The following is a 17,540-nucleotide window of genomic DNA, read 5'->3' as shown; positions in this document are numbered from 1 at the left end:
GCGATAGATCAGCGTTGCTCATATGAGCGCGAGAAAGGGGCAAGGCATGCGTGCCGCCATCGTCGACCGGCCCGGTGAGATCAGGGTCGGCGAGGTGCCCGATCCGAAACCCGGGGAACGTCAGGTCGTCGTCAAGGTCGGAGCGTGCGGCATCTGCGGCACCGACCTGCACATCGCGGACGGGCACTTCCCGCCCACGCCGTACCCCATCGTCCCCGGGCACGAGTTCGCCGGAGAGATCGTCGAGCTCGGCGCGGACGTGCCGGGCGAGTGGAAGATCGGCGACCGCGTCGCCGTCGACCCGTCGCTGTTCTGCGGCTACTGCGGCCCGTGCCGAACCGGCCACGGCAACCTCTGCGCGAACTGGAACGCCACCGGCGACACCGTCGACGGCGCCTTCGCCGAGTTCGTCGCCGTCCCGTCGGCGAACTGCTACCGCATGCCCGACTCGATGACCTGGGAGCAGGGCGCGCTGGTCGAGCCGGTTTCCTGTGCCGTGCACGGCGTCCGCCGCGTCGGTGTCGAAGCCGGCGAACGCTTCCTCGTCGTCGGCGCCGGCACCATGGGCCTGATCATGCAGCAGCTGCTGCAGCGCTCGGGTGCGCAGGTCACCGTGGTCGACCGCAACGAAGCCCGGCTGCCACGGGCAAAAAGCCTCGGTGCCGTAGCCACCGCGAAGGACGTCAGCGACCTGAACGGCGAAAAGTTCGACGTCGCCGTCGACGCCACCGGCGCCGCGCCCGCCATCGAAGCCGCCTTCGACTCGATCCGGCGCGGAGGACGGCTGCTCGTCTTCGGTGTCGCCCCGGCCGAAGCCCGCGTCGCGCTTTCGCCGTTCCGCATCTACAACGACGAGATCACCATCGTCGGCTCGATGGCTGTGCTGCACAGCTTCGGCGCCGCCCTCGACCTCGTCGCGACCGGCGCGATCGACACCGGCGCGCTGCTCACCGACACCCTGCCGCTGGAGCAGTACCCCGAGGCGCTGGCCAAGATGCGCAGCGGCTCGGGCCTCAAGGTGCAGGTCCTTCCCGGAGGTGGCCGTGCGTAAGCTCCTCACCCTCCTCGCGGCGACGTCGCTGCTGGCCACGGGCTGCGCGGGGGCCGGCTCGATCGGCACCGGCAACTCGACGCTCGTCATCGCGATCGTGGCCAACCCGCAGATGAAGGACGCGATCTCGCTCGCGCCGGAGTTCGAGAAGGCCACCGGCATCGACCTGAAGTTCGTGTCGCTGCCGGAAAACCAGGCCCGCGCGAAGATCACCGCGTCGACCGCCACCGAGGGCGGCGAGTTCGACGTCGTCATGATCAGCAACTACGAGGCCCCGCAGTGGGCGGCCAACGGCTGGCTCGAGAACCTCGAACCGCACATGGCGGCCACCCCGGGCTACGACGAAGGCGACTTCATCCCCAGCATCAAGACGTCGCTGTCGTACCGGAACCAGATGTACGCGGTGCCGTTCTACGGCGAGTCGTCGTTCCTGGCCTACCGCAAGGACCTCTTCGACAAGGCCGGGCTCACCATGCCGGCCAAGCCGACGTGGCCGCAGATCGCGGACTTCGCCGCGAAGCTCGACGACAAGGCCAACGGCGTCGCGGGCATCTGCCTGCGCGGCAAGCCCGGCTGGGGCGAGAGCCTCGCGCCGTTCACGACCGTGGCCAACACCTTCGGCGCGCAGTGGTTCGACAAGGACTGGAACGCCAAGCTGACCTCGCCGGAGTTCACGCAGGCCGCGAACTTCTACGTCAACCTCATCCGCGAGCACGGCGAGGTCGGCGCCTCCAGCGCCGGGTTCTCCGAGTGCGGCACGCGCTACACCCAGGGCAACGCGGCGATGTGGTACGACGCGACGGTGATGGCGGGCACCAACGAGGACCCGTCGAGCAGCAAGATCGTCGGCAAGTCCGGGTATGCGCCGGCGCCGGTCGTCAAGACGCAGGCCAGCGGCTGGCTCTACACCTGGGCGCTCGGCATCCCGAAGGTCGCCAAGGACAAGGACGCGGCCTGGAAGTTCATGGCCTGGATGACCGACAAGGCGTACGTGCAGAAGGTCGGCCACACCTACGGCTGGAACCGCGTTCCGCCGGGCGTCCGCCAGTCGACGTACGCCATTCCCGAGTACGCCGACGCGGCGAAGGCGTACGCGAAGCCGACGCTCGACGGCATCGCGGACGCGAACCAGCAGAAGGTCATGGCGAACCCGGTGCCCTACCCCGGCATCCAGTTCGTCGGCATCCCCGAGTTCCAGGACCTGGGCACCCGGGTGAGCCAGCAGCTGTCGGCGGCGATCGCCGGCCGCGAGTCCGTCGAAGACGCCCTGAAGCAGTCCCAGGACTACGCCCAGACGGTGGGCGATTCCTACAAGGCGGTGCAGTGATGTCCACGCTCTCCGTATCCACCCCCACCTCCCGAACGCATGCGAAAGCCGAAGAGAAACGGGGCCTGAGCACCGCGGCCAGGCGGCGGCTGCCGCTGCTGCCCGCGCTGATCTTCGTCATCGCGGTGACGCAGCTGCCGTTCCTGCTCACCGTGTTCTACTCGTTCCAGTCGTGGAACCTGGTCCGGCCCGGCTCGCGGCACTTCGTCGGCCTGGACAACTACATCGACGTCTTCAGCGACACGACGTTCCTGGTCGCGCTGCTCAACACGGTGCTGCTGACCGTGGTGTGCGTGTTCGTCGCGCTGCTGCTCGGCCTCGGCCTGGCGATCCTGCTGGACCGCAAGTTCCTCGGCCGCGGCGTCGTCCGGACGCTGCTGATCACGCCGTTCCTGATCCTGCCGGCGGCCGGCGCGCTGCTGTGGAAGACGACGATGTTCGACCCGACCTACGGGCTGCTGCACTTCGTCTTCGGCACCGACACCGACTGGCTCTCGGAGTTCCCGCTGGCGTCGGTGATGGCCCAGATCGTGTGGCAGTGGACGCCGTTCATGATGCTGCTCATCCTGGCCGGCCTGCAGAGCCAGGCCAAGGACGTGCTCGAAGCGGCCAATGTGGACGGTGCCGGCCGCTGGCGGACGTTCGTCTCCATCACGCTGCCGCACCTGTCCCGGTTCCTGCAGCTGGCCACGCTGCTGGGCGCGATCTACATCGTGAACAGCTTCGACGCGATCTTCCTGATGACCCAGGGTGGCCCGGGCACGGCGAGCACCAACCTGCCGTACTACATCTACCAGCGCGCGTTCGAGGGCTTCGACGTCGGCCAGTCGTCGGCCATGGGCGTGATCGTGGTGATCCTGACGATGATCGTCGCGACCTTCGCGCTGCGCTTGATGTTCCGCACGTTCTCGGTGAGCGGAGGGATCAAATGACCACCGTCGCCCCGCGCAAGCGAGCTTATGGCAAGGGGTCGCTGACCGTCGCGACCTGGATCATCGCGATCCTGTTCGTCTTCCCGCTGCTGTGGATGATCCTCACCGCGTTCAAGCAGGAGGCGGACGCCTACACCGACCCGCCGAAGCTGTTCTTCACCCCGACGTTCGAGCAGCTCGGCAACGTCCTGAGCGGCGGGTTCCTGCCGTACCTGTCGAACTCGGCGTTCGTGACGATCCTGTCGACGGCCTTGGTGCTGCTCTTCGGCGTCCCGGCGGCGTACGCGCTGTCGCTGGCGCCGGTGAAGGGCACGTCGAACGCGCTCGGGTTCTTCCTCTCGACGAAGATGCTGCCGATCGTGGCGGCGATCATCCCGCTGTACGTGATCTCGCAGAACACCGAGCTGCTCGACACGGTGTGGGCGCTGGTCATCCTGTACACGTCGATGAACCTGCCGCTGGCCATCTGGATGATGCGGTCGTTCTTCCTCGAGGTACCGCACGAGATGATCGAGGCGGGCCGCATCGACGGCGCCAACCTGCCGACGCTGCTGCGCAAGATCATCATGCCGGTGGTCGCGCCGGGGATCGCGGCGACCGCGCTGATCTGCGTGATCTTCTCGTGGACGGAGTTCTTCTACGCGGTCAACCTGACGGCGGCCCGCGCGGGGACCGTGCCGGTGTTCCTGGTCGGGTTCATCACCAGCGAGGGCCTGTACTGGGCCCAGCTGTCGGCGGCCGCGCTGCTGGCGTCGCTGCCGGTGATGATCGTCGGCTGGATCGCGCAGAACCACCTGGTCCGCGGCCTGTCCATGGGCGCGGTCAAGTAGGGGACCCTCCAGTTGGGTAGGTGGCTGGGTTGTCGTGAGTGGTAAGGCGTGTTGGATCTGGGCGTGGAACGAACCCCCCCGATGGGGGGGGATGTGGACCATTGGCGGGGGGGTTATTTGTGGGGCCCCCGCGGTTTGGTTGGGGGGGGGTTGTTGGTGTGTGCTTCGGCATTTATCACCCCCCCACACCCCCCCACGACCGCGATGGACGGCAATGTCGACAAGTCGGCGCTCGGCTGCCCTTGGGGGACCAGCCCTCGCGTAAGAGGATCGTGCGCACCTCTGCTGCTACTGCGCACGGCGATGTGTGAACGTCTCGCCATCCATAGACGAGTCGCGCTCGGCCGGCGAGCTCGGCGGCATTGTCTCTTCGACGGTCGCGGAACGCGACGCCGCCGGTGGCGTGCGTGGCTCGGCCATCGAGCCGAATGGTGACCGCCGCGCCGTGGACGTCATAGGTGACGTCTTCCCACAGGGTCTTCCCGTCGACGACGATCGGCGTCTGTCGGTCGCCGCGAGGCAAGCCGTGCCGGTCTTCGACGTTCTCGAGGTATTCGACTTCCAGAGCGGACATCAACCCGTTGGCGAGGAGGTCGAGCCCACGGCGAATGGCGGCACGGTAGCGGTACGGCGGCCGCAGCAGCAGGCAGTCCTGAACGTCATTGACGGGGATCGAGCTCCGGCTCACCAGGTCGACGACGAGCAACGTCGCCTCACGCGAGGTCGGCTGCGAAACCGCCAGATCGACAATCGTGTCGGGCCCGCGAGTACGGGCCGGTGTGGTTGCCAGCGTCGTGTAGCGCAGCGCTCGAGAGCGATGGACGATGACGAGAGGGCGCTGCGAGATCGCAGAACTGGTGTACGGCACGGTGATCTCCACCGGTCGATCCGCCAAGGGGATCAGGCCCCATTCCTCCGCCGCCGTGTGGTGGCTGAGGACGGCGTTCGCGCCGCCGTAGAGCAAGGCCGCAAACAGGCGGGCCGGGCGAGGCAGCTCGCCGGTGAATGTCGCGTAGATCCTGGGTAGCACGCGTTGCCAACGGCCGGCCCCGATGTTGGCCGCGATGTCCCCTTTGGTGTGGCCGTACGAGCGGAGCTGTTCGCCGCTGACGACGCCGTGCTGGGCGTCGAGCAGCGGTTCCCAGCTGGGGCGGGCGCTGTCTGGCAGCCGGTCGGCCGACCAGCGTGTGTGCAGAGGCATGTCCCGACCATGGCGCCTTCAGACGCCCCGCGGAGAGCGCACCGCAAATCTGTGGACAACCCTGACCGATGTGGATAAGTGTCGTGAGTGGTAAGGCGAGTTCTAACTCGCCTTACCACTCACGACACCCTGCGTCACTCCTGGAGGGAAAGGGCCTGGCTGGGGCAGACGTGCACCGCTTCGCGGGCCTTCTCGACCAGCTCGCCCTCCGGCTGGTCGTCGAGCACGATGACCGTGCCGTCGTCCTCGCTCTGGTCGAACAGCGAGGGCTCGGTGAGTACGCACTGACCGGCGCCGACGCACTTGCCGGTGTCCGCGATGATCTTCATGGTCCTTCTCTCCCTGTGGTGGGTGGCAGTTCGTCTCTACCAGGTCACCGGCAGCCGGTACAGGCCGTAGATGTTCGCGTCGTCCTTGAACGGCAGGTCGTCGACCGGTGCGGCCAGCTGCAACCCGGGGATCCGGCGGAAGAGCGTGTCGAAGACGATCTGCAGTTCCATCCGGGCGAGGTTCTGGCCGAGGCACTGGTGCGGCCCGAAGCCGAACGCCACGTGGTGCCGCGCGCCGCGCTCGATGTCGAGGGTGTCCGGGTCGTCGAACGCACGTGGGTCGCGGTTCGCCGAGTACCCCAGCGCCAAGACTCCCTCGCCGGCGCGGATCAGCTGCCCGCCGACCTCGATGTCCTCGACGCACAGGCGCGCCGTGGCCGCGTCGACGATCGTCCAGTACCGCAGCATCTCTTCGACGGCGTCGAGCGTCTTGCCCGGGTCGGTCTTGATCACCGCGAGCTGCTCCGGGTTGCGCAGGAAGGCCACGGTGGACAGCGAGATCATGTTCGCCGTCGTCTCGTGCCCCGCGACCAGCAGCAGGAAGCCCGTCGCGGCCAGCGACTCCCGCCGGTAGGTGCCCTCTTCGCGCAGCTTGACGATTTGCCGGCCGAGCAGGTCGTCCGGCGGGTTGTCCTCTTTGCCGGCGATGAGGTCCGCCATGTACCCGCGGATGGTGTCGAACGCCGCCCGTCGCTCTTCGGGCGAGGTCGAGCGGTTGATCAGCTTCGCCGTGTGGGTCTGGAAGAAGTCGTGGTCGGTGTACGGGACGCCGAGCATCTCGCAGATGACCAGTGACGGCACCGGCAGCGACAGCGTCTCGACCAGGTCACCCGGCTTCGGCCCGGCCAGCAGCGCGTCGATCCGCTCGTCGACGATCTCCTGGATCCGCGGCCGCAGCGCCTCCATCCGGCGCACGGTGAACTCGCCGAGCACGGCCTTGCGGGCCGGGCCGTGCTCGGGCGCGTCCATGGTGATCATGGTGCGCTCGTCGCCCTGGCGCCGGAACCCGCCCTTGACCAGCTGCGGGAAGTCCGGGTGCTGCCGGTCGGCGCTGAAGCGCCGGTCGTTCAGCACGGTCCGGACGTCCTCGTGCCGGGTCACCACCCAGGCGTGGCCGCCGTCGGGCAGCCGGACCCGCGAGACGGGCTCGCCCTCGCGGATCTCTTCGTACGCCGGCGGCGGGGCGAACGGGCAGGTGCGCGTCATCGGGAACTCGTGGACGGCGGTCATGGCGTCCCCCCTCACCAGGTCACGGGCAGGCAGTAGAGGCCGAAGATCGAGGAATCGTGCTTGAACGGCAGCTGGTCGACCGGCGCGGCCAGCTTGAGCTCCGGAATGCGGCGGAAGAGCGTGTCGAAGACGATCTGCAGTTCCATCCGGGCGAGATTCTGGCCGAGGCACTGGTGCGGCCCGAAGCCGAAGGCGACGTGGTGGCGCGCGCCGCGTTCGAGGTCGAGCTCGTCGGCGTTCTCGAACGCGGCTTCGTCGCGGTTGCCGGAGTAGCTCAGCCCCAGCACGCCTTCGCCGGCGCGGATGAGCTGCCCGCCGAGCTCGACGTCTTCGGTGGCGACGCGCGAGGTCGCGAACTCGGCGATGGTGAAGTACCGCAGCAGCTCCTCGACGGCGTCGAGGGTCTTGCCGGGGTCGTTCTTGATGATCGCGAGCTGGTCAGGGTTCTCCAGCAGCGCGACGGTGCCGAGGGAGATCATGTTCGCCGTCGTCTCGTGCCCGGCGATGAGCAGTAGGAACGCCATCGAGACGAGCTCGTCGTGCGCGACCTCGCCGTGCTCTTCGCGCTGCTTGAGGATCTGGCGGCCGAGCAGGTCGTCGCCCGGCTCGGCCTCCTTGGTGCTGACGAGCTGGTCGAGGTAATCCTGCAGCTCGTTGACGGCCTTGAGCCGGGTCTCCTGGTCGACCTCCCGGTTGAGCATCGTCGAGCTGCGCACCTGGAAGAAGTCGTGGTCGGCGTACGGGACGCCGAGCAGCTCGCAGATCACCAGCGACGGCACCGGCAGGGACAGCGCCGACACCAGGTCGGCGGGTTTCGGGCCGGCCAGGATCGCGTCGATGTGCTCGTCGACGATCTGCTGGATCCGCGGCTGCAGGGCCTTCATGCGCTTGACGGTGAACTCGCCGACGACGTCACGCCGGGCCGCGCCGTGCTGCGGGGGGTCCATGTTGATCAGCGACGGGGTGAAGTTGCTCCGCCGCTGCGCCCGCCCCGACTTGAACAGGACCGGGAAGCCGGGGTTGAAGCGGTCGGAGCTGAACCGCGGGTCGGTCAGCATCTGCCGGACTTCTTCGAGCCGCGTGACGGCCCACGCCTCCTGCCCGGACTCCAGCTGGACGCGCTGGACCGGGCCGGCTTCGCGCAGCCGCTCGTACGCCGGCGGCGGGGCGAACGGGCAGGTGCGGAGCAGCGGGAAGGTGTCGTCGCGGGTGGCGGGCTCGGCCAAATCAGTCATTTCGGACCCCCTAAATCGGACGGAAAGTATGCGGAGGATTACATTCCGGTTCTAGAGTCCAAGGTACCGAAGCGGAAGGAAGTCGTCCACTAGGTGCTTGCTACCCGGTTGAGGAGGCAGTGCGTGGCCGGTCGGCCATGCGAGAATCAGCCGGCGCGATTCAGCGGAAGGCGAACGGCATGACGGCAGACCCCGAGACCACCCTGCGGGCGGACGCGCGGCGCAACCGCGACCAGATCCTGGCCGCCGCGAAGCACATCTTCGCCGTTTCCGGTCCCGAGGTGCCGATGGAGGAGATCGCCCGCGCGGCCGGCGTCGGCGTCGGCACGCTCTATCGCCGGTTCCCGGACCGCGACGCCCTGGTCCGCGCGGTCGCGATGGACAACTTCGAGCGGGTGCTGATCGACGCGCGCGTGATCGCCGCGGAGGAGACGTCGTCGTGGCGCGCGCTCGAGCGGCTGCTGCGGCAGTCGGTGGAGCTGCAGCTGAGCGTGCAGCTGGCGATGGTGTCGCACCGGGCGCTGGTGATCCTCAAGAACGACCCGGAGGTCCGCCGGCTCCGCGACGAGATACTGGCTGTCCTCGACCGCTTCGTCGACGGGGCCAAGGCCGAGGGCAAGCTCCGTGACGACGTCGGCGCCGGTGACATCGCGATCCTGTTCGCGACGCTGCTGCGCCAGATGCGCGCGAAGTCCCCGGAGGTGGCCGCGATGGCGGCCCGCCGGTGCGTCGGCATCATGATCGACGGCTTGAGCGCGCGCCCGGGTTCGTCGTTGCCCGGCCGGCCGATCACGTCCGGTGACCTCGATCCGGACGCCGATCCGGACCTCGGCTCGGACCTCGGCCCGGACCTCGGCTCGGACTGATTTCGCGGGTTTTCGTGTTAGGGTTCCGCCTCGTTCTGCCGGAATTGCAGCTGCGGGCGGGAAAATGCGACGAAGAATGCTGGCCGTGTTGTTGGCGATTTCCCTGCCGTCGGTCGCCGGGTGCGGCGGCAAGCCGGTCGACGGCGTGCCGGCGGCCGCGTCGGCATCGCTGCCGGCCCCGGTCCCGGCGCCCACGTCTTCGGTCGCGACCTCTTCGGTAGCGCCGGCCACCTCGGCCCCGCCACCTGCGTCTTCACCGGCATCGACGCCGGTGCCGCCGTCGGCGACGCCGGTGCGGAGCTGCCGCTCCCCGGAGTTCACCACGAGCGACCCCGACGGCGGCTGGTCCGACGGTGGCTACTACGTCCACAACAACATGTGGAACGCCGGTGAAGCGGGTCCGGAAACGCTGCGGGCGTGCGCGTACGACAACTGGTACGTCGAATCCACCCAACCCGATTCGACGTCGGTGAAAACCTATCCGAACGTCCACAAGGACATCAACAACCAAAACGGAAAACCGGTCAACGACTATTCGGTGATCAAATCCACCTTCGCGGGCCGCGGCCCGGGCACGGGCGTCTACGACGTGGCGTACGACCTGTGGCTGAACGGCGTCGGCGACGGCAAGGGTGTCAGCGAGCTGATGGTGTGGACGGAGAACAGCAAGCAAGTCCCCTCGGGCGACAAGCTGTCGACGTACACGGCGGGCGGCCAGACGTACGACGTCTGGGCGGACGAAGACGGGTACGTGGCATTCGTTTCGAAGTCGACGCAGTACTCGGGCAGCGTGGACCTGAAGGCGATGATCGGGTGGGCGATCAGCAAGGGCCTGATCCCGCCGAACCCGACGGTCAACCAGATCGGCTACGGCATCGAGTTCTGTTCCACCGGCGGCGGCAAGGCGCGGTTCACGCTGTCGGACTTCTCGGTGACGATGAGCTGAGCGTCAAGCCGCGGCACGGGTGGCCAGGTAGGCCAGGTGGTGGGAGGTCGCGAACGCGACCGGCTTGCTGGTGTCGCCGAGCCCCCTCCCGGCGCCCATCGCCGCCTGGTGGATTTCGCGATCTCCCCAGGAAAAGTCCGGGCCGGCGTAGCCCTCTGATTCGATCACGTGGCGGCACACGACCCGGAGCGCGCGGCCACGGGCCGACTCGTCGCCCGTTTCGTCCGGCATCCGCTCTCGCGAGTAGAGCCAGTGGTGCGAGCACGTGTACTTCAGCGCGACGTGCTTACTGCCGAAGCCCGGCCCGGGGATCGGGTGCACGGCGCCGTAGTCGCCGAACCGCAGGTTTCCCGCACCCGCGCCCACGAGCCGCTCCCACAGCATCTCCTCGGCTCGCGCTTGTTCCCAGGTCGAGGTCTGTCCGAGGGTCTTCGGGATCGAACCGGTCAGCAAGGTCGTCGATCCGAAGGCGCCCAGGTCGGTGAGCACGGCCAGGATGGCCGCGGCCCGCTCGACCCGGGCGGCCGTCGCCTCGGCGACGTACTGGAGGTCCAGCACGACCTGGACATCGCCGGGATCGAGCGCCAGCCGATCGAGGAGCCGGCCGAGGTTGTCCCGGTCGGCTGTGCCCGGCCGGATCCGGATGGCGACTCCGGCTCCCAGTTCGTCGCCGAGGCGTCCGAGAGCCGCGGCTGACTGCTCGGGGGCGTCGCTGCGGATCACCGGGACGAACGTGATCGGCCAAGACGTGTCGAGGAGGTCGGCCGGGCCGGTGAGCCGGTCGGCCAGCCGGCCGAGTGCGCCACCGACGCCGAACCCGGGCTGATTCGCCACGTCGGAGGCGTCGATCCAGCAGCGCCTGCCCAGCCGGTGCAGATGGCGTACGACCTCTTCGACGTCGTCGAGCTGCTCCGCGGCGTTCTTCCGGTTCGGGTCGAACTGCAGCAGCGGCTGTACCTGGCGAACCTCATGCGGGTCCGAAAGTGCTCGCAAAGCAGCCAGCTCGCCGGCTTTCGCTCGCAGAGCGACGAGATTGGTGAAGCCTCCCTGAGTGTCCACGGCTCCCCTCGATCACAGGCAGTGAAAACCCGTTCACACATTGAGGGTAAGTCGCGAAGATCGAAGTGAGAATCCACCACAAGGTGGACGGCCACCACCCGGTCGCCCGGCTGGTGGCCGCCCCTTGAGCTGCTCAGACGCCCAGCGGGTGCCAGACCGTCTTCGCCTCCAGGTACCGCCGCAGGCGCGTCAGGTCCGGGGCCGTCGTCCAGTCCGGCTCGGTCTCCGGGACCGTCAAAACCCGCTTCACCGTGTTCGCCGCTTCGCGTGCCAGCTCGACGCGGTCGGCCGGGGCCGCTCCCGTCGGGTCCAGTGCGTTGACGTCTCCGTGGGAGGCCAGCCACGGGCCCAGTTCCGCGGCCCGTCCGGTGAGGATGTTCGCCACCCCGCCCGGGACGTCGGAGGTGGCCAGGACCTCCGACAGCGTGATCGCCGGCAACGGCCGCTCCGCGCTGGAGACCACCACCGCCGTCGAGCCCGTCGCCAGGACCGGGGCCAGGACCTCGACCAGGCCCAGCAGTGACGACTGCTGCGGCGCCAGCACGCCCACCACGCCCGTCGGCTCGGGGACCGTGAACGAGAAGTACGGGCCCGCCACCGGGTTCGCCGCGCCGAGGACCGTCGCGATCTTGTCCGTCCAGCCCGCGTACCAGACCCAGCGGTCGATCGCCGCGTCCACCAGGGGCTCGGCCTTCTTCGACGCCAGGCCCTCCGAGGCCGAAACTTCGGCGATGAACTGGTCGCGGCGGCCTTCCAGGACCTCGGCCACCCGGTAGAGCACCTGGCCGCGGTTGTACGCCGTGGCCGCCGACCAGCCTCCGAATGCCTTGCGGGCCGCCACCACCGCGTCGCGGACGTCCTTGCGGGACGCGTGCGCCGCGTTCGCCAGGAACTTGCCCTTCGCGTCCGTCACCGGGTACACCCGGCCGGACTCCGAGCGCGGGAACTTGCCGCCGAGGTACAGCTTGTACGTCTTGGCGACGGAGATTCGGTCAGACATTCAGGTACGCCTCCAGCCCGGTGCGGCCGCCTTCGCGCCCGAAGCCGGATTCCTGGTAGCCGCCGAACGGGGCGGCGGGGTCGAAGCGGTTGAAGGTGTTGGCCCAGACCACGCCGGCGCGCAGCTGGTTCGCCATCCACAGGATCCGGGAGCCCTTTTCGGTCCAGATGCCGGCCGAAAGGCCGTACGGCGTGTTGTTCGCCTTCGCCACGGCCTCGTCCGGCGTGCGGAACGTCAGCACCGACAGCACCGGGCCGAAGATCTCCTCGCGCGCGATCCGCATCGACTGGTGGACGTTCGCGAACACCGTCGGGGCGAAGAAGAACCCGCGCTCCGGCACCGGGCACGGGCTGGTCCAGCGCTGCGCACCCTCGGCGTCGCCCGACTCCACGAGCCCGCGGATCTTGGCCAGCTGCTCGGCCGAGTTGATCGCGCCGACGTCGGTGTTCTTGTCCAGCGGGTCGCCGATGCGCAGGGTCGACACCCGGTAGCGCAGTTTTTCGAGGACCTCTTCGGCGATCGACTCCTGGACCAGCAGCCGCGAGCCCGCGCAGCACACGTGGCCCTGGTTGAAGAAGATGCCGTTGACGATGCCCTCGACGGCCTGGTCGAGCGGCGCGTCCTCGAACACGATGTTCGCCGCCTTGCCGCCCAGCTCCAGGGTCAGCTTCTTCGGCGTCCCCGCGACCTGGCGCTGGATCGCCTTGCCGACGTCGGTCGAGCCGGTGAAGGCGATCTTGTCGATGCCCGCATGCTCCACAATGGACGCGCCGATGTCGCCCGCGCCGGGCAGGATGTTGACCACGCCCGGCGGCAGCTCGGCCTGCTGGCAGATCTCGGCGAAGACCAGCGCCGTCAGCGGCGTCGTCTCGGCCGGCTTGAGGACCACGGTGTTGCCGGTGGCCAGCGCCGGAGCGATCTTCCAGGCCAGCATCAGCAGCGGGAAGTTCCACGGGATGATCTGGCCCGCGACACCCAGCGGACGCGGATTGGCGCCGTAGCCCGCGTACTCCAGCTTGTCCGCCCAGCCCGCGTGGTAGAAGAAGTGCGCGGCCGCGGTCGGGACGTCGGAGTCGCGCGACTCCTTGATCGGCTTGCCGTTGTCGAGGCTTTCCAGCACCGCCAGCTCACGCGAGCGCTCCTGGATGAGCCGCGCGATGCGGAAGAGGTACTTCGCGCGCTCGGTGCCCGGCAGCTTCGACCAGACGCTGTCGTACGCCTTGCGCGCGGCCTTGACCGCGATGTCCACATCGGACTTCGACGCCGTGCCGACCTCGGCGAGCACCTCTTCGGTGGCCGGGTTGATCGTCTTGAGCGGCTCACCCGAGCCGTCGACGAATTCGCCGTTGATGAAGGGCTTGTAGGAGTCCTTCAGGTTCGCGAGGGCGCGCGACTCGGGCGCCGGTGCGTACTCGAAAACAGGCATCAGTCCACCGTCACGTAGTCGGGGCCGCTGTAGTGGCCGTCCACCTGGGTGCGGCGCTGCAGCAGCAGGTCGTTGAGCAGGCTGGACGCGCCGAAGCGGAACAGGTCCGGGGTCAGCCACGCCTCGCCGGCGACCTCGTGCACCGCGACCAGGTACTTGATCGCGTCCTTCGTCGTCCGGATGCCGCCGGCGGGCTTGACGCCGCGCAGCTCGCCGGTCTGGACGTGCCAGTCGTGGACGGCCTGCAGCATGATGTGCGTGACCGGCAGCGTCGCCGCGGGCGAGACCTTGCCGGTGGACGTCTTGATGAAGTCACCGCCGGCGAGCAGCGCCAGCCACGACGCGCGCCGCACGTTGTCGTAGGTCGCCAGCTCGCCGGTCTCGAGGATGACCTTCAGATGGGCGTCACCGCAGGCTGCCTTGACGGCCTGGATCTCCTCGAAGACGGCCATGTACCGGCCCTCGAGGAAGGCACCGCGGTCGATCACCATGTCGACTTCGTGCGCGCCGGCCTCGACGGCGATCTTCGTGTCGGCCAGCTTGATCTCGCGGCTGGTTCGCCCGGCGGGGAAGCCGGTGGCGACGCTCGCGACGTGCACGCCGCTGCCCTTGAGCGCTTCGACGGCGGTGGCGACCAGGTCGGGGTACACGCAGACGGCGGCGACGCGCGGGGTGTCCTGCCGTTCGGGATCGGGCCGGACGGCCTTCGCGGCCAGCGCCCGGACCTTGCCCTGGGTGTCGGCGCCCTCCAGGGTGGTCAGGTCGACCATGGAGATGGCGGTGTCGATGGCCCACCGCTTGGCGTCCTTCTTGATGCTGCGCGTGCCGAGGCCCGCCGCGCGCTGCTCGACGCCGACCTGGTCGACACCGGGCAGCCCGAGCAGGAAGCGGCGCAGGCTCGCGTCGTCGCGAGTCGCGTCCACCAGCGGTGCCGGGGTGGCCGGCGCCGCTGACGTGCTGGTCGTGGCTGTCATGCGCCTGAGTCTAGGCGGCGGGTCCGACAGTTCGCGGTGTCCCGGCCCGACCGGGTCGGATAGTCTGTATACACACTTGTGATCAAGTTCGGCAGTGGCGATGGGAGGGTGAGCATGACCGCTCTGCCCGACTGGATGTTACTGTCGGCATCCGGATTGAGTGCAGACGATTACGAAGCGTTGCCGGAAGAGGTCTGCCGCCGCATCGAAATCGTTGATGGAGCCATCGTCGTGAACCCGGCCCCGCGCCGTTCGCACCAGATCTTCGCGCGACGGCTCGCGAACGCGCTCGAGGCGGCTTGCGGCCCCGAGTTCGAGGTTTCCACCGACGTCGACCTGCGGCTGCGCGATGTGCCGCTGCTGAACCGGCGGCCGGACATCGTGGTGTACGACTCGTCGCTGCCGGACGACTTCGTGTTGCGAGCCGAGCACTGCGTGCTCGTGGTGGAACTCATGTCGCCGGGTTCGGTGACAGCCGACCGGATCGACAAGCCGGGCGAGTACGCCGCAGGGGGCATCCAGCACTTCTGGCGGGTCGAGAACACGGACGACCCGGAGAAGGTGCGCCTGTTCTGCTATCAGCTGGACCCCACGACCGGGACTTACGCCCCGGCCGCCGTCCACGACGGGCCGTTCGCCGTGACCGATCCCTTCGCGGTCAACATCGACATGAAGTGGCTCTAAGCCCCTTCGATCTGCGGCGGCTCGGTTCGTTTCGAAGGCTTCCGGTACACGACCACCCCGCCCCAGAACGCCAGGCCGTTGATCTTCACCGTGGGCGCGGTCGGCGGGGCGGGCGGTGCGCCCGACTTGTCCTCCAGGACGAAGCCGCCCATCAGGCCGATGCCCGTGACGTCCACGTTGATGTCGTCCGGGACCGTGATCTGGATGCCGCCCATGATCGCGACCGCGGTGATCGTGCTGTGCTTGTCCGCGAAGCGGGCCTGGCGCAGGTCGATCTCCGCGCCGCCCCAGAAGGCCAGGCTGTTGTGCTGCGGGGGGAGGACCCAGCTGCCCTTGCGGACCGCGCCCGACAGCACGCCGATCGACACCGGGGAGCCCGGGTGGCCGCCGATGCGCTGGTCCGGGAAGCCGAGGGCCCGCGTCGTCGCCGGCTCCATCGCCGCCGGGGACGTCGGCAGGTCCGCCGTCACCGGCTTCAGCTCGCCGAGGGTTTTCGCCGCGTAGATCGTCGTGAGCCGTTCTTCCAGCTCGTTGACCGTGATCCGGCCCTCCGCGAGGGCGTTGTGCAGCACCTGGGCGACGCGTTCGCGGTCCGCGTCGGAAGCCCGCATCTGGTCGGGCGTCAGTTCGCTCACCCGGCGCAGCTTATCGGCGAAAACCACTCTGTGTGTCCATCTTCTGGAGGACACTGACCCGATGGTGGAATTCCCCGACGGCACCCGAGTGCACGGACGCGGCCTGAGGCGCCCGCGCCCCGACGGACCCGAGCCGGATTTCGGGCTCTACCTGGGGACGAGCCGGCTGCGGCGCAAGTACGGCGGCGGGATTTCGTGGTCGCACGAGTGGGTGACGTGGCCGGACTTCCTGCTTCCGGTGCGGCCTGCGGAAGCGCGAAGGCAGATCATCGCGCTCCACGAACGGGCGAAAACCGAGACGGTCGAGGTCGCCTGCTACGGCGGTGCGGGGCGGACCGGGACGGTGATGGCCTGCCTGGCGACGCTGTCGGGGGTGCCGGCCGAGGACGCGGTCGCGTGGGTGCGCGAGCACTACCACGAACGGGCGGTCGAGACGCCCTGGCAGCGACGCTGGGTCAGCTGGTTCGCGCGGCAGAGTTGAGAAAGGCGGTCCAAGCAGAGGTGGGGATGGTGAGGTGGCCGCCCTCGCGATCCTTGGTGTCCCGGACGCCGACGGTGGTGGAAGAAGTGGCCACCTCGACGCAGTTGGCCTGGTCGCTGCTGTAGCTGCTCTTGCGCCAGGTGACCTGGGTGATCATGGAACTTCCTCCTGGCCGGTCAGCTCGCCGAGGGCACTGGCAACGAGCCTCATCGACTCTTCGGGTGACAGTGCGACGGCGCGAATGCCTTGCCAGGCAACCTTAACACGCTCAATCTGCTGGTCCTCCTCGAGAAAACTGCTCGTGCCGCAACTGTCCATATAGGCAACCGACGGGTTCGATTCGAAGTCGAGAAGCACGAAGGGGCCGGTCAAGCCGGGATGAGCCTTCGTGCGGAAAGGCACGACCTGGATGGTCACCATGCTGCGCTCGTTGAGACTGAGCAGGTGCCGCAGTTGAGCGCGCATGATCTCCGGAGAGCAAGCGGGCCTGGTCAACACGGTCTCATCCACGATGAGGTGGATGATCGGTGCCGGGTGGCGGCTGAAGATCACCTGGCGTGTCATGCGTGTGGCGACCAACGTATCGATTTCCGCGCTGGTGAGCTTGGGGTTCGCCCCGCTGATGATCGCGCGGGAGTAGTCGGCGACCTGTGCCAATCCGGGGAAGAGCGTTGGCTCGTAGTTCCGCACCGCCGTCGCCTCGGACTCGAAACGGATCAGGTCCTTCCAGTTGGTCGGCAACTTGCCATGAATCTCGTGCCAGTTGCGCTCCTCACCTTCCCTGACCAGCGCCAACAGCTCACTCCGCTTCGCAGCCGGCACGCGCAACAGCCCCAGGATCGCCGACACGTCGTCCGCGTACAGACCACGGTCGCCCGTCTCCATGCGGCTGATCTTGCTCTCCGAGCAGTCGAGCGCCGTTGCCACGTCCAGGCACGTCAGGCCCGCCGCGATGCGCAACGTCCGGAGCTCCGCCGAGACCCTTCGCTGCCGCACCGACACCCGCTTGTTCTTGGCCATGCGCACACCTTCGCCGCTTGCCACCGCGGCAAGGAAGATCGCTCACCCGGTCGATCAGTTGCGTGCGTCCGTGGCAAGAAACCAGGGTTGGGCATGCTCAAGAAACGCCAGCAGATGCACAAGACGTGGACGCTGAACGGGGTCTACGCGAACTGGAAGCTGACCGTCGCGATCGAGCCGGGTGAGTACACCAACGACGTGCCCGAGTGGCCGGGGGAGAAGCTGGCGCCGGTCGTCGGGCACTTCTTCGAGACCGTCAACCTCTACGAGCTGAGAAGGGACGCCGACCTGGCCCACCGGCTAGATTGACGCGC

20 protein-coding genes are annotated in these 17,540 nt (G+C 68.4%); 9 read left to right on the top strand and 11 right to left on the bottom strand.

The features are described from left to right. Window positions 1-46 precede the first annotated feature (46 nt). The 4 genes from AB0M93_RS33085 to AB0M93_RS33070 are packed head-to-tail and all read left to right on the top strand — an operon-like array spanning window position 47 to window position 4,140. Window positions 47-1,051, top strand: coding sequence for a zinc-dependent alcohol dehydrogenase family protein (locus tag AB0M93_RS33085; protein ID WP_364280810.1), 1,005 nt, complete (start codon window positions 47-49; stop codon window positions 1,049-1,051). Next, window positions 1,038-2,378, top strand: coding sequence for a sugar ABC transporter substrate-binding protein (locus AB0M93_RS33080; RefSeq protein WP_364280808.1), 1,341 nt, complete (start codon window positions 1,038-1,040; stop codon window positions 2,376-2,378). Before AB0M93_RS33085 ends, AB0M93_RS33080 begins: the two co-directional genes overlap by 14 nt. Next, the gene (locus tag AB0M93_RS33075; protein ID WP_364280805.1) at window positions 2,378-3,310 is read left to right on the top strand and encodes a sugar ABC transporter permease; all 933 of its coding nucleotides are present in this window, start codon (window positions 2,378-2,380) and stop codon (window positions 3,308-3,310) included. The genes AB0M93_RS33080 and AB0M93_RS33075 overlap by 1 nt, the downstream gene beginning before the upstream one ends. After that, window positions 3,307-4,140, top strand: coding sequence for a carbohydrate ABC transporter permease (locus AB0M93_RS33070; protein WP_093948853.1), 834 nt, complete (start codon window positions 3,307-3,309; stop codon window positions 4,138-4,140). The genes AB0M93_RS33075 and AB0M93_RS33070 overlap by 4 nt, the downstream gene beginning before the upstream one ends. Window positions 4,141-4,315: 175 nt before the next feature. Here AB0M93_RS33070 and AB0M93_RS33065 read toward each other — a convergent pair whose 3' ends face one another. From AB0M93_RS33065 to AB0M93_RS33050, 4 genes are all read right to left on the bottom strand, one after another. After that, entirely contained in the window at window positions 4,316-5,341 is a 1,026-nt protein-coding gene (locus AB0M93_RS33065) for a hypothetical protein (protein ID WP_364280801.1), read from the bottom strand. 134 nt (window positions 5,342-5,475) lie between these two features. Continuing rightward, a complete protein-coding gene (locus AB0M93_RS33060; protein WP_364280799.1) occupies window positions 5,476-5,670 on the bottom strand; it encodes a ferredoxin in 195 nt (64 codons plus the stop codon). A 36-nt stretch (window positions 5,671-5,706) separates the two neighbouring features. After that, window positions 5,707-6,900, bottom strand: coding sequence for a cytochrome P450 (locus AB0M93_RS33055; RefSeq protein WP_364280796.1), 1,194 nt, complete (start codon window positions 6,898-6,900; stop codon window positions 5,707-5,709). Window positions 6,901-6,911: 11 nt separating this feature from the next. After that, window positions 6,912-8,135 (bottom strand): cytochrome P450, encoded by a 1,224-nt coding sequence (locus AB0M93_RS33050; protein ID WP_364280793.1) that lies wholly within the window; start codon window positions 8,133-8,135, stop codon window positions 6,912-6,914. Window positions 8,136-8,314: 179 nt separating this feature from the next. Here AB0M93_RS33050 and AB0M93_RS33045 point away from each other — a divergent pair, with 179 nt between their 5' ends. After that, window positions 8,315-9,001 carry a helix-turn-helix domain-containing protein gene (locus AB0M93_RS33045; RefSeq protein ID WP_364280790.1) on the top strand — a complete coding sequence of 229 codons (687 nt, stop codon included), beginning with the start codon at window positions 8,315-8,317 and terminating at the stop codon, window positions 8,999-9,001. A gap of 76 nt (window positions 9,002-9,077) precedes the next feature. Continuing rightward, window positions 9,078-9,947 (top strand): hypothetical protein, encoded by an 870-nt coding sequence (locus AB0M93_RS33040; protein WP_364280787.1) that lies wholly within the window; start codon window positions 9,078-9,080, stop codon window positions 9,945-9,947. A gap of 3 nt (window positions 9,948-9,950) precedes the next feature. On the opposite strand, the gene AB0M93_RS33035 is transcribed toward AB0M93_RS33040, so the two are convergent. The 4 genes from AB0M93_RS33035 to deoC all read right to left on the bottom strand — a co-directional run bounded on the left by AB0M93_RS33035 (window position 9,951) and on the right by deoC (window position 14,406). Further along, a complete protein-coding gene (locus AB0M93_RS33035) occupies window positions 9,951-11,006 on the bottom strand; it encodes a hypothetical protein (protein ID WP_364280784.1) in 1,056 nt (351 codons plus the stop codon). Between the two features lie 133 nt (window positions 11,007-11,139). After that, window positions 11,140-12,006, bottom strand: coding sequence for an aldehyde dehydrogenase family protein (locus tag AB0M93_RS33030; RefSeq protein WP_364280781.1), 867 nt, complete (start codon window positions 12,004-12,006; stop codon window positions 11,140-11,142). Then, the gene (locus AB0M93_RS33025) at window positions 11,999-13,432 is read right to left on the bottom strand and encodes an aldehyde dehydrogenase family protein (protein ID WP_364280778.1); all 1,434 of its coding nucleotides are present in this window, start codon (window positions 13,430-13,432) and stop codon (window positions 11,999-12,001) included. The genes AB0M93_RS33030 and AB0M93_RS33025 overlap by 8 nt, the downstream gene beginning before the upstream one ends. Continuing rightward, on the bottom strand, window positions 13,432-14,406 hold the full coding sequence (gene deoC / locus AB0M93_RS33020; protein ID WP_364280775.1) for a deoxyribose-phosphate aldolase: 975 nt from the start codon (window positions 14,404-14,406) through the stop codon (window positions 13,432-13,434). The genes AB0M93_RS33025 and deoC overlap by 1 nt, the downstream gene beginning before the upstream one ends. A 114-nt stretch (window positions 14,407-14,520) precedes the next feature. Here deoC and AB0M93_RS33015 point away from each other — a divergent pair, with 114 nt between their 5' ends. After that, a complete protein-coding gene (locus AB0M93_RS33015; protein ID WP_364280773.1) occupies window positions 14,521-15,090 on the top strand; it encodes a Uma2 family endonuclease in 570 nt (189 codons plus the stop codon). On the opposite strand, the gene AB0M93_RS33010 is transcribed toward AB0M93_RS33015, so the two are convergent. Continuing rightward, on the bottom strand, window positions 15,087-15,701 hold the full coding sequence (locus AB0M93_RS33010; RefSeq protein WP_364281054.1) for a DUF1707 domain-containing protein: 615 nt from the start codon (window positions 15,699-15,701) through the stop codon (window positions 15,087-15,089). The two genes, AB0M93_RS33015 and AB0M93_RS33010, sit on opposite strands and share 4 nt — an antisense overlap. Window positions 15,702-15,786: 85 nt before the next feature. On the opposite strand from AB0M93_RS33010, the gene AB0M93_RS33005 reads away from it, so the two are divergent. Beyond that, window positions 15,787-16,206, top strand: a complete 420-nt coding sequence (locus AB0M93_RS33005) for a protein-tyrosine phosphatase family protein (RefSeq protein WP_364280770.1) — start codon at window positions 15,787-15,789, stop codon at window positions 16,204-16,206. On the opposite strand, the gene AB0M93_RS33000 is transcribed toward AB0M93_RS33005, so the two are convergent. Together AB0M93_RS33000 and AB0M93_RS32995 are read right to left on the bottom strand one after the other, a co-directional pair. Further along, on the bottom strand, window positions 16,181-16,363 hold the full coding sequence (locus AB0M93_RS33000) for a DUF397 domain-containing protein (protein WP_364280768.1): 183 nt from the start codon (window positions 16,361-16,363) through the stop codon (window positions 16,181-16,183). The two genes, AB0M93_RS33005 and AB0M93_RS33000, sit on opposite strands and share 26 nt — an antisense overlap. Continuing rightward, complete coding sequence (locus AB0M93_RS32995) at window positions 16,360-17,226, bottom strand: helix-turn-helix transcriptional regulator (protein ID WP_364280766.1); 867 nt, start codon at window positions 17,224-17,226, stop codon at window positions 16,360-16,362. The genes AB0M93_RS33000 and AB0M93_RS32995 overlap by 4 nt, the downstream gene beginning before the upstream one ends. A gap of 93 nt (window positions 17,227-17,319) precedes the next feature. Here AB0M93_RS32995 and AB0M93_RS32990 point away from each other — a divergent pair, with 93 nt between their 5' ends. Further along, entirely contained in the window at window positions 17,320-17,535 is a 216-nt protein-coding gene (locus tag AB0M93_RS32990; protein WP_364280763.1) for a hypothetical protein, read from the top strand. Window positions 17,536-17,540: the final 5 nt, after the last annotated feature.

Origin of the sequence: Amycolatopsis sp. NPDC051102 (genome assembly GCF_040682815.1) — a bacterium.
Lineage (GTDB): Bacteria > Actinomycetota > Actinomycetes > Mycobacteriales > Pseudonocardiaceae > Amycolatopsis.
The sequence above is the reverse complement of the archived record's forward strand: the minus strand, read 5'-3'. Positions and strand labels throughout refer to the sequence as shown.

Coding starts and splice junctions, on each gene's coding strand:
- AB0M93_RS33065 (WP_364280801.1), bottom strand. CDS start 5,341: ATGCCTCTGCACACACGCTGGTCGGCCGACCGGCTGCCAGACAGCGCC.
- AB0M93_RS33005 (WP_364280770.1), top strand. CDS start 15,787: ATGGTGGAATTCCCCGACGGCACCCGAGTGCACGGACGCGGCCTGAGG.
- AB0M93_RS33010 (WP_364281054.1), bottom strand. CDS start 15,701: ATGCGGGCTTCCGACGCGGACCGCGAACGCGTCGCCCAGGTGCTGCAC.
- AB0M93_RS33030 (WP_364280781.1), bottom strand. CDS start 12,006: ATGTCTGACCGAATCTCCGTCGCCAAGACGTACAAGCTGTACCTCGGC.
- AB0M93_RS32995 (WP_364280766.1), bottom strand. CDS start 17,226: ATGGCCAAGAACAAGCGGGTGTCGGTGCGGCAGCGAAGGGTCTCGGCG.
- AB0M93_RS33015 (WP_364280773.1), top strand. CDS start 14,521: ATGACCGCTCTGCCCGACTGGATGTTACTGTCGGCATCCGGATTGAGT.
- AB0M93_RS33085 (WP_364280810.1), top strand. CDS start 47: ATGCGTGCCGCCATCGTCGACCGGCCCGGTGAGATCAGGGTCGGCGAG.
- AB0M93_RS33025 (WP_364280778.1), bottom strand. CDS start 13,432: ATGCCTGTTTTCGAGTACGCACCGGCGCCCGAGTCGCGCGCCCTCGCG.
- AB0M93_RS33070 (WP_093948853.1), top strand. CDS start 3,307: ATGACCACCGTCGCCCCGCGCAAGCGAGCTTATGGCAAGGGGTCGCTG.
- AB0M93_RS33060 (WP_364280799.1), bottom strand. CDS start 5,670: ATGAAGATCATCGCGGACACCGGCAAGTGCGTCGGCGCCGGTCAGTGC.
- AB0M93_RS33055 (WP_364280796.1), bottom strand. CDS start 6,900: ATGACCGCCGTCCACGAGTTCCCGATGACGCGCACCTGCCCGTTCGCC.
- AB0M93_RS32990 (WP_364280763.1), top strand. CDS start 17,320: ATGCTCAAGAAACGCCAGCAGATGCACAAGACGTGGACGCTGAACGGG.
- AB0M93_RS33040 (WP_364280787.1), top strand. CDS start 9,078: ATGCTGGCCGTGTTGTTGGCGATTTCCCTGCCGTCGGTCGCCGGGTGC.
- AB0M93_RS33050 (WP_364280793.1), bottom strand. CDS start 8,135: ATGACTGATTTGGCCGAGCCCGCCACCCGCGACGACACCTTCCCGCTG.
- AB0M93_RS33075 (WP_364280805.1), top strand. CDS start 2,378: ATGTCCACGCTCTCCGTATCCACCCCCACCTCCCGAACGCATGCGAAA.
- AB0M93_RS33000 (WP_364280768.1), bottom strand. CDS start 16,363: ATGATCACCCAGGTCACCTGGCGCAAGAGCAGCTACAGCAGCGACCAG.
- AB0M93_RS33045 (WP_364280790.1), top strand. CDS start 8,315: ATGACGGCAGACCCCGAGACCACCCTGCGGGCGGACGCGCGGCGCAAC.
- deoC (WP_364280775.1), bottom strand. CDS start 14,406: ATGACAGCCACGACCAGCACGTCAGCGGCGCCGGCCACCCCGGCACCG.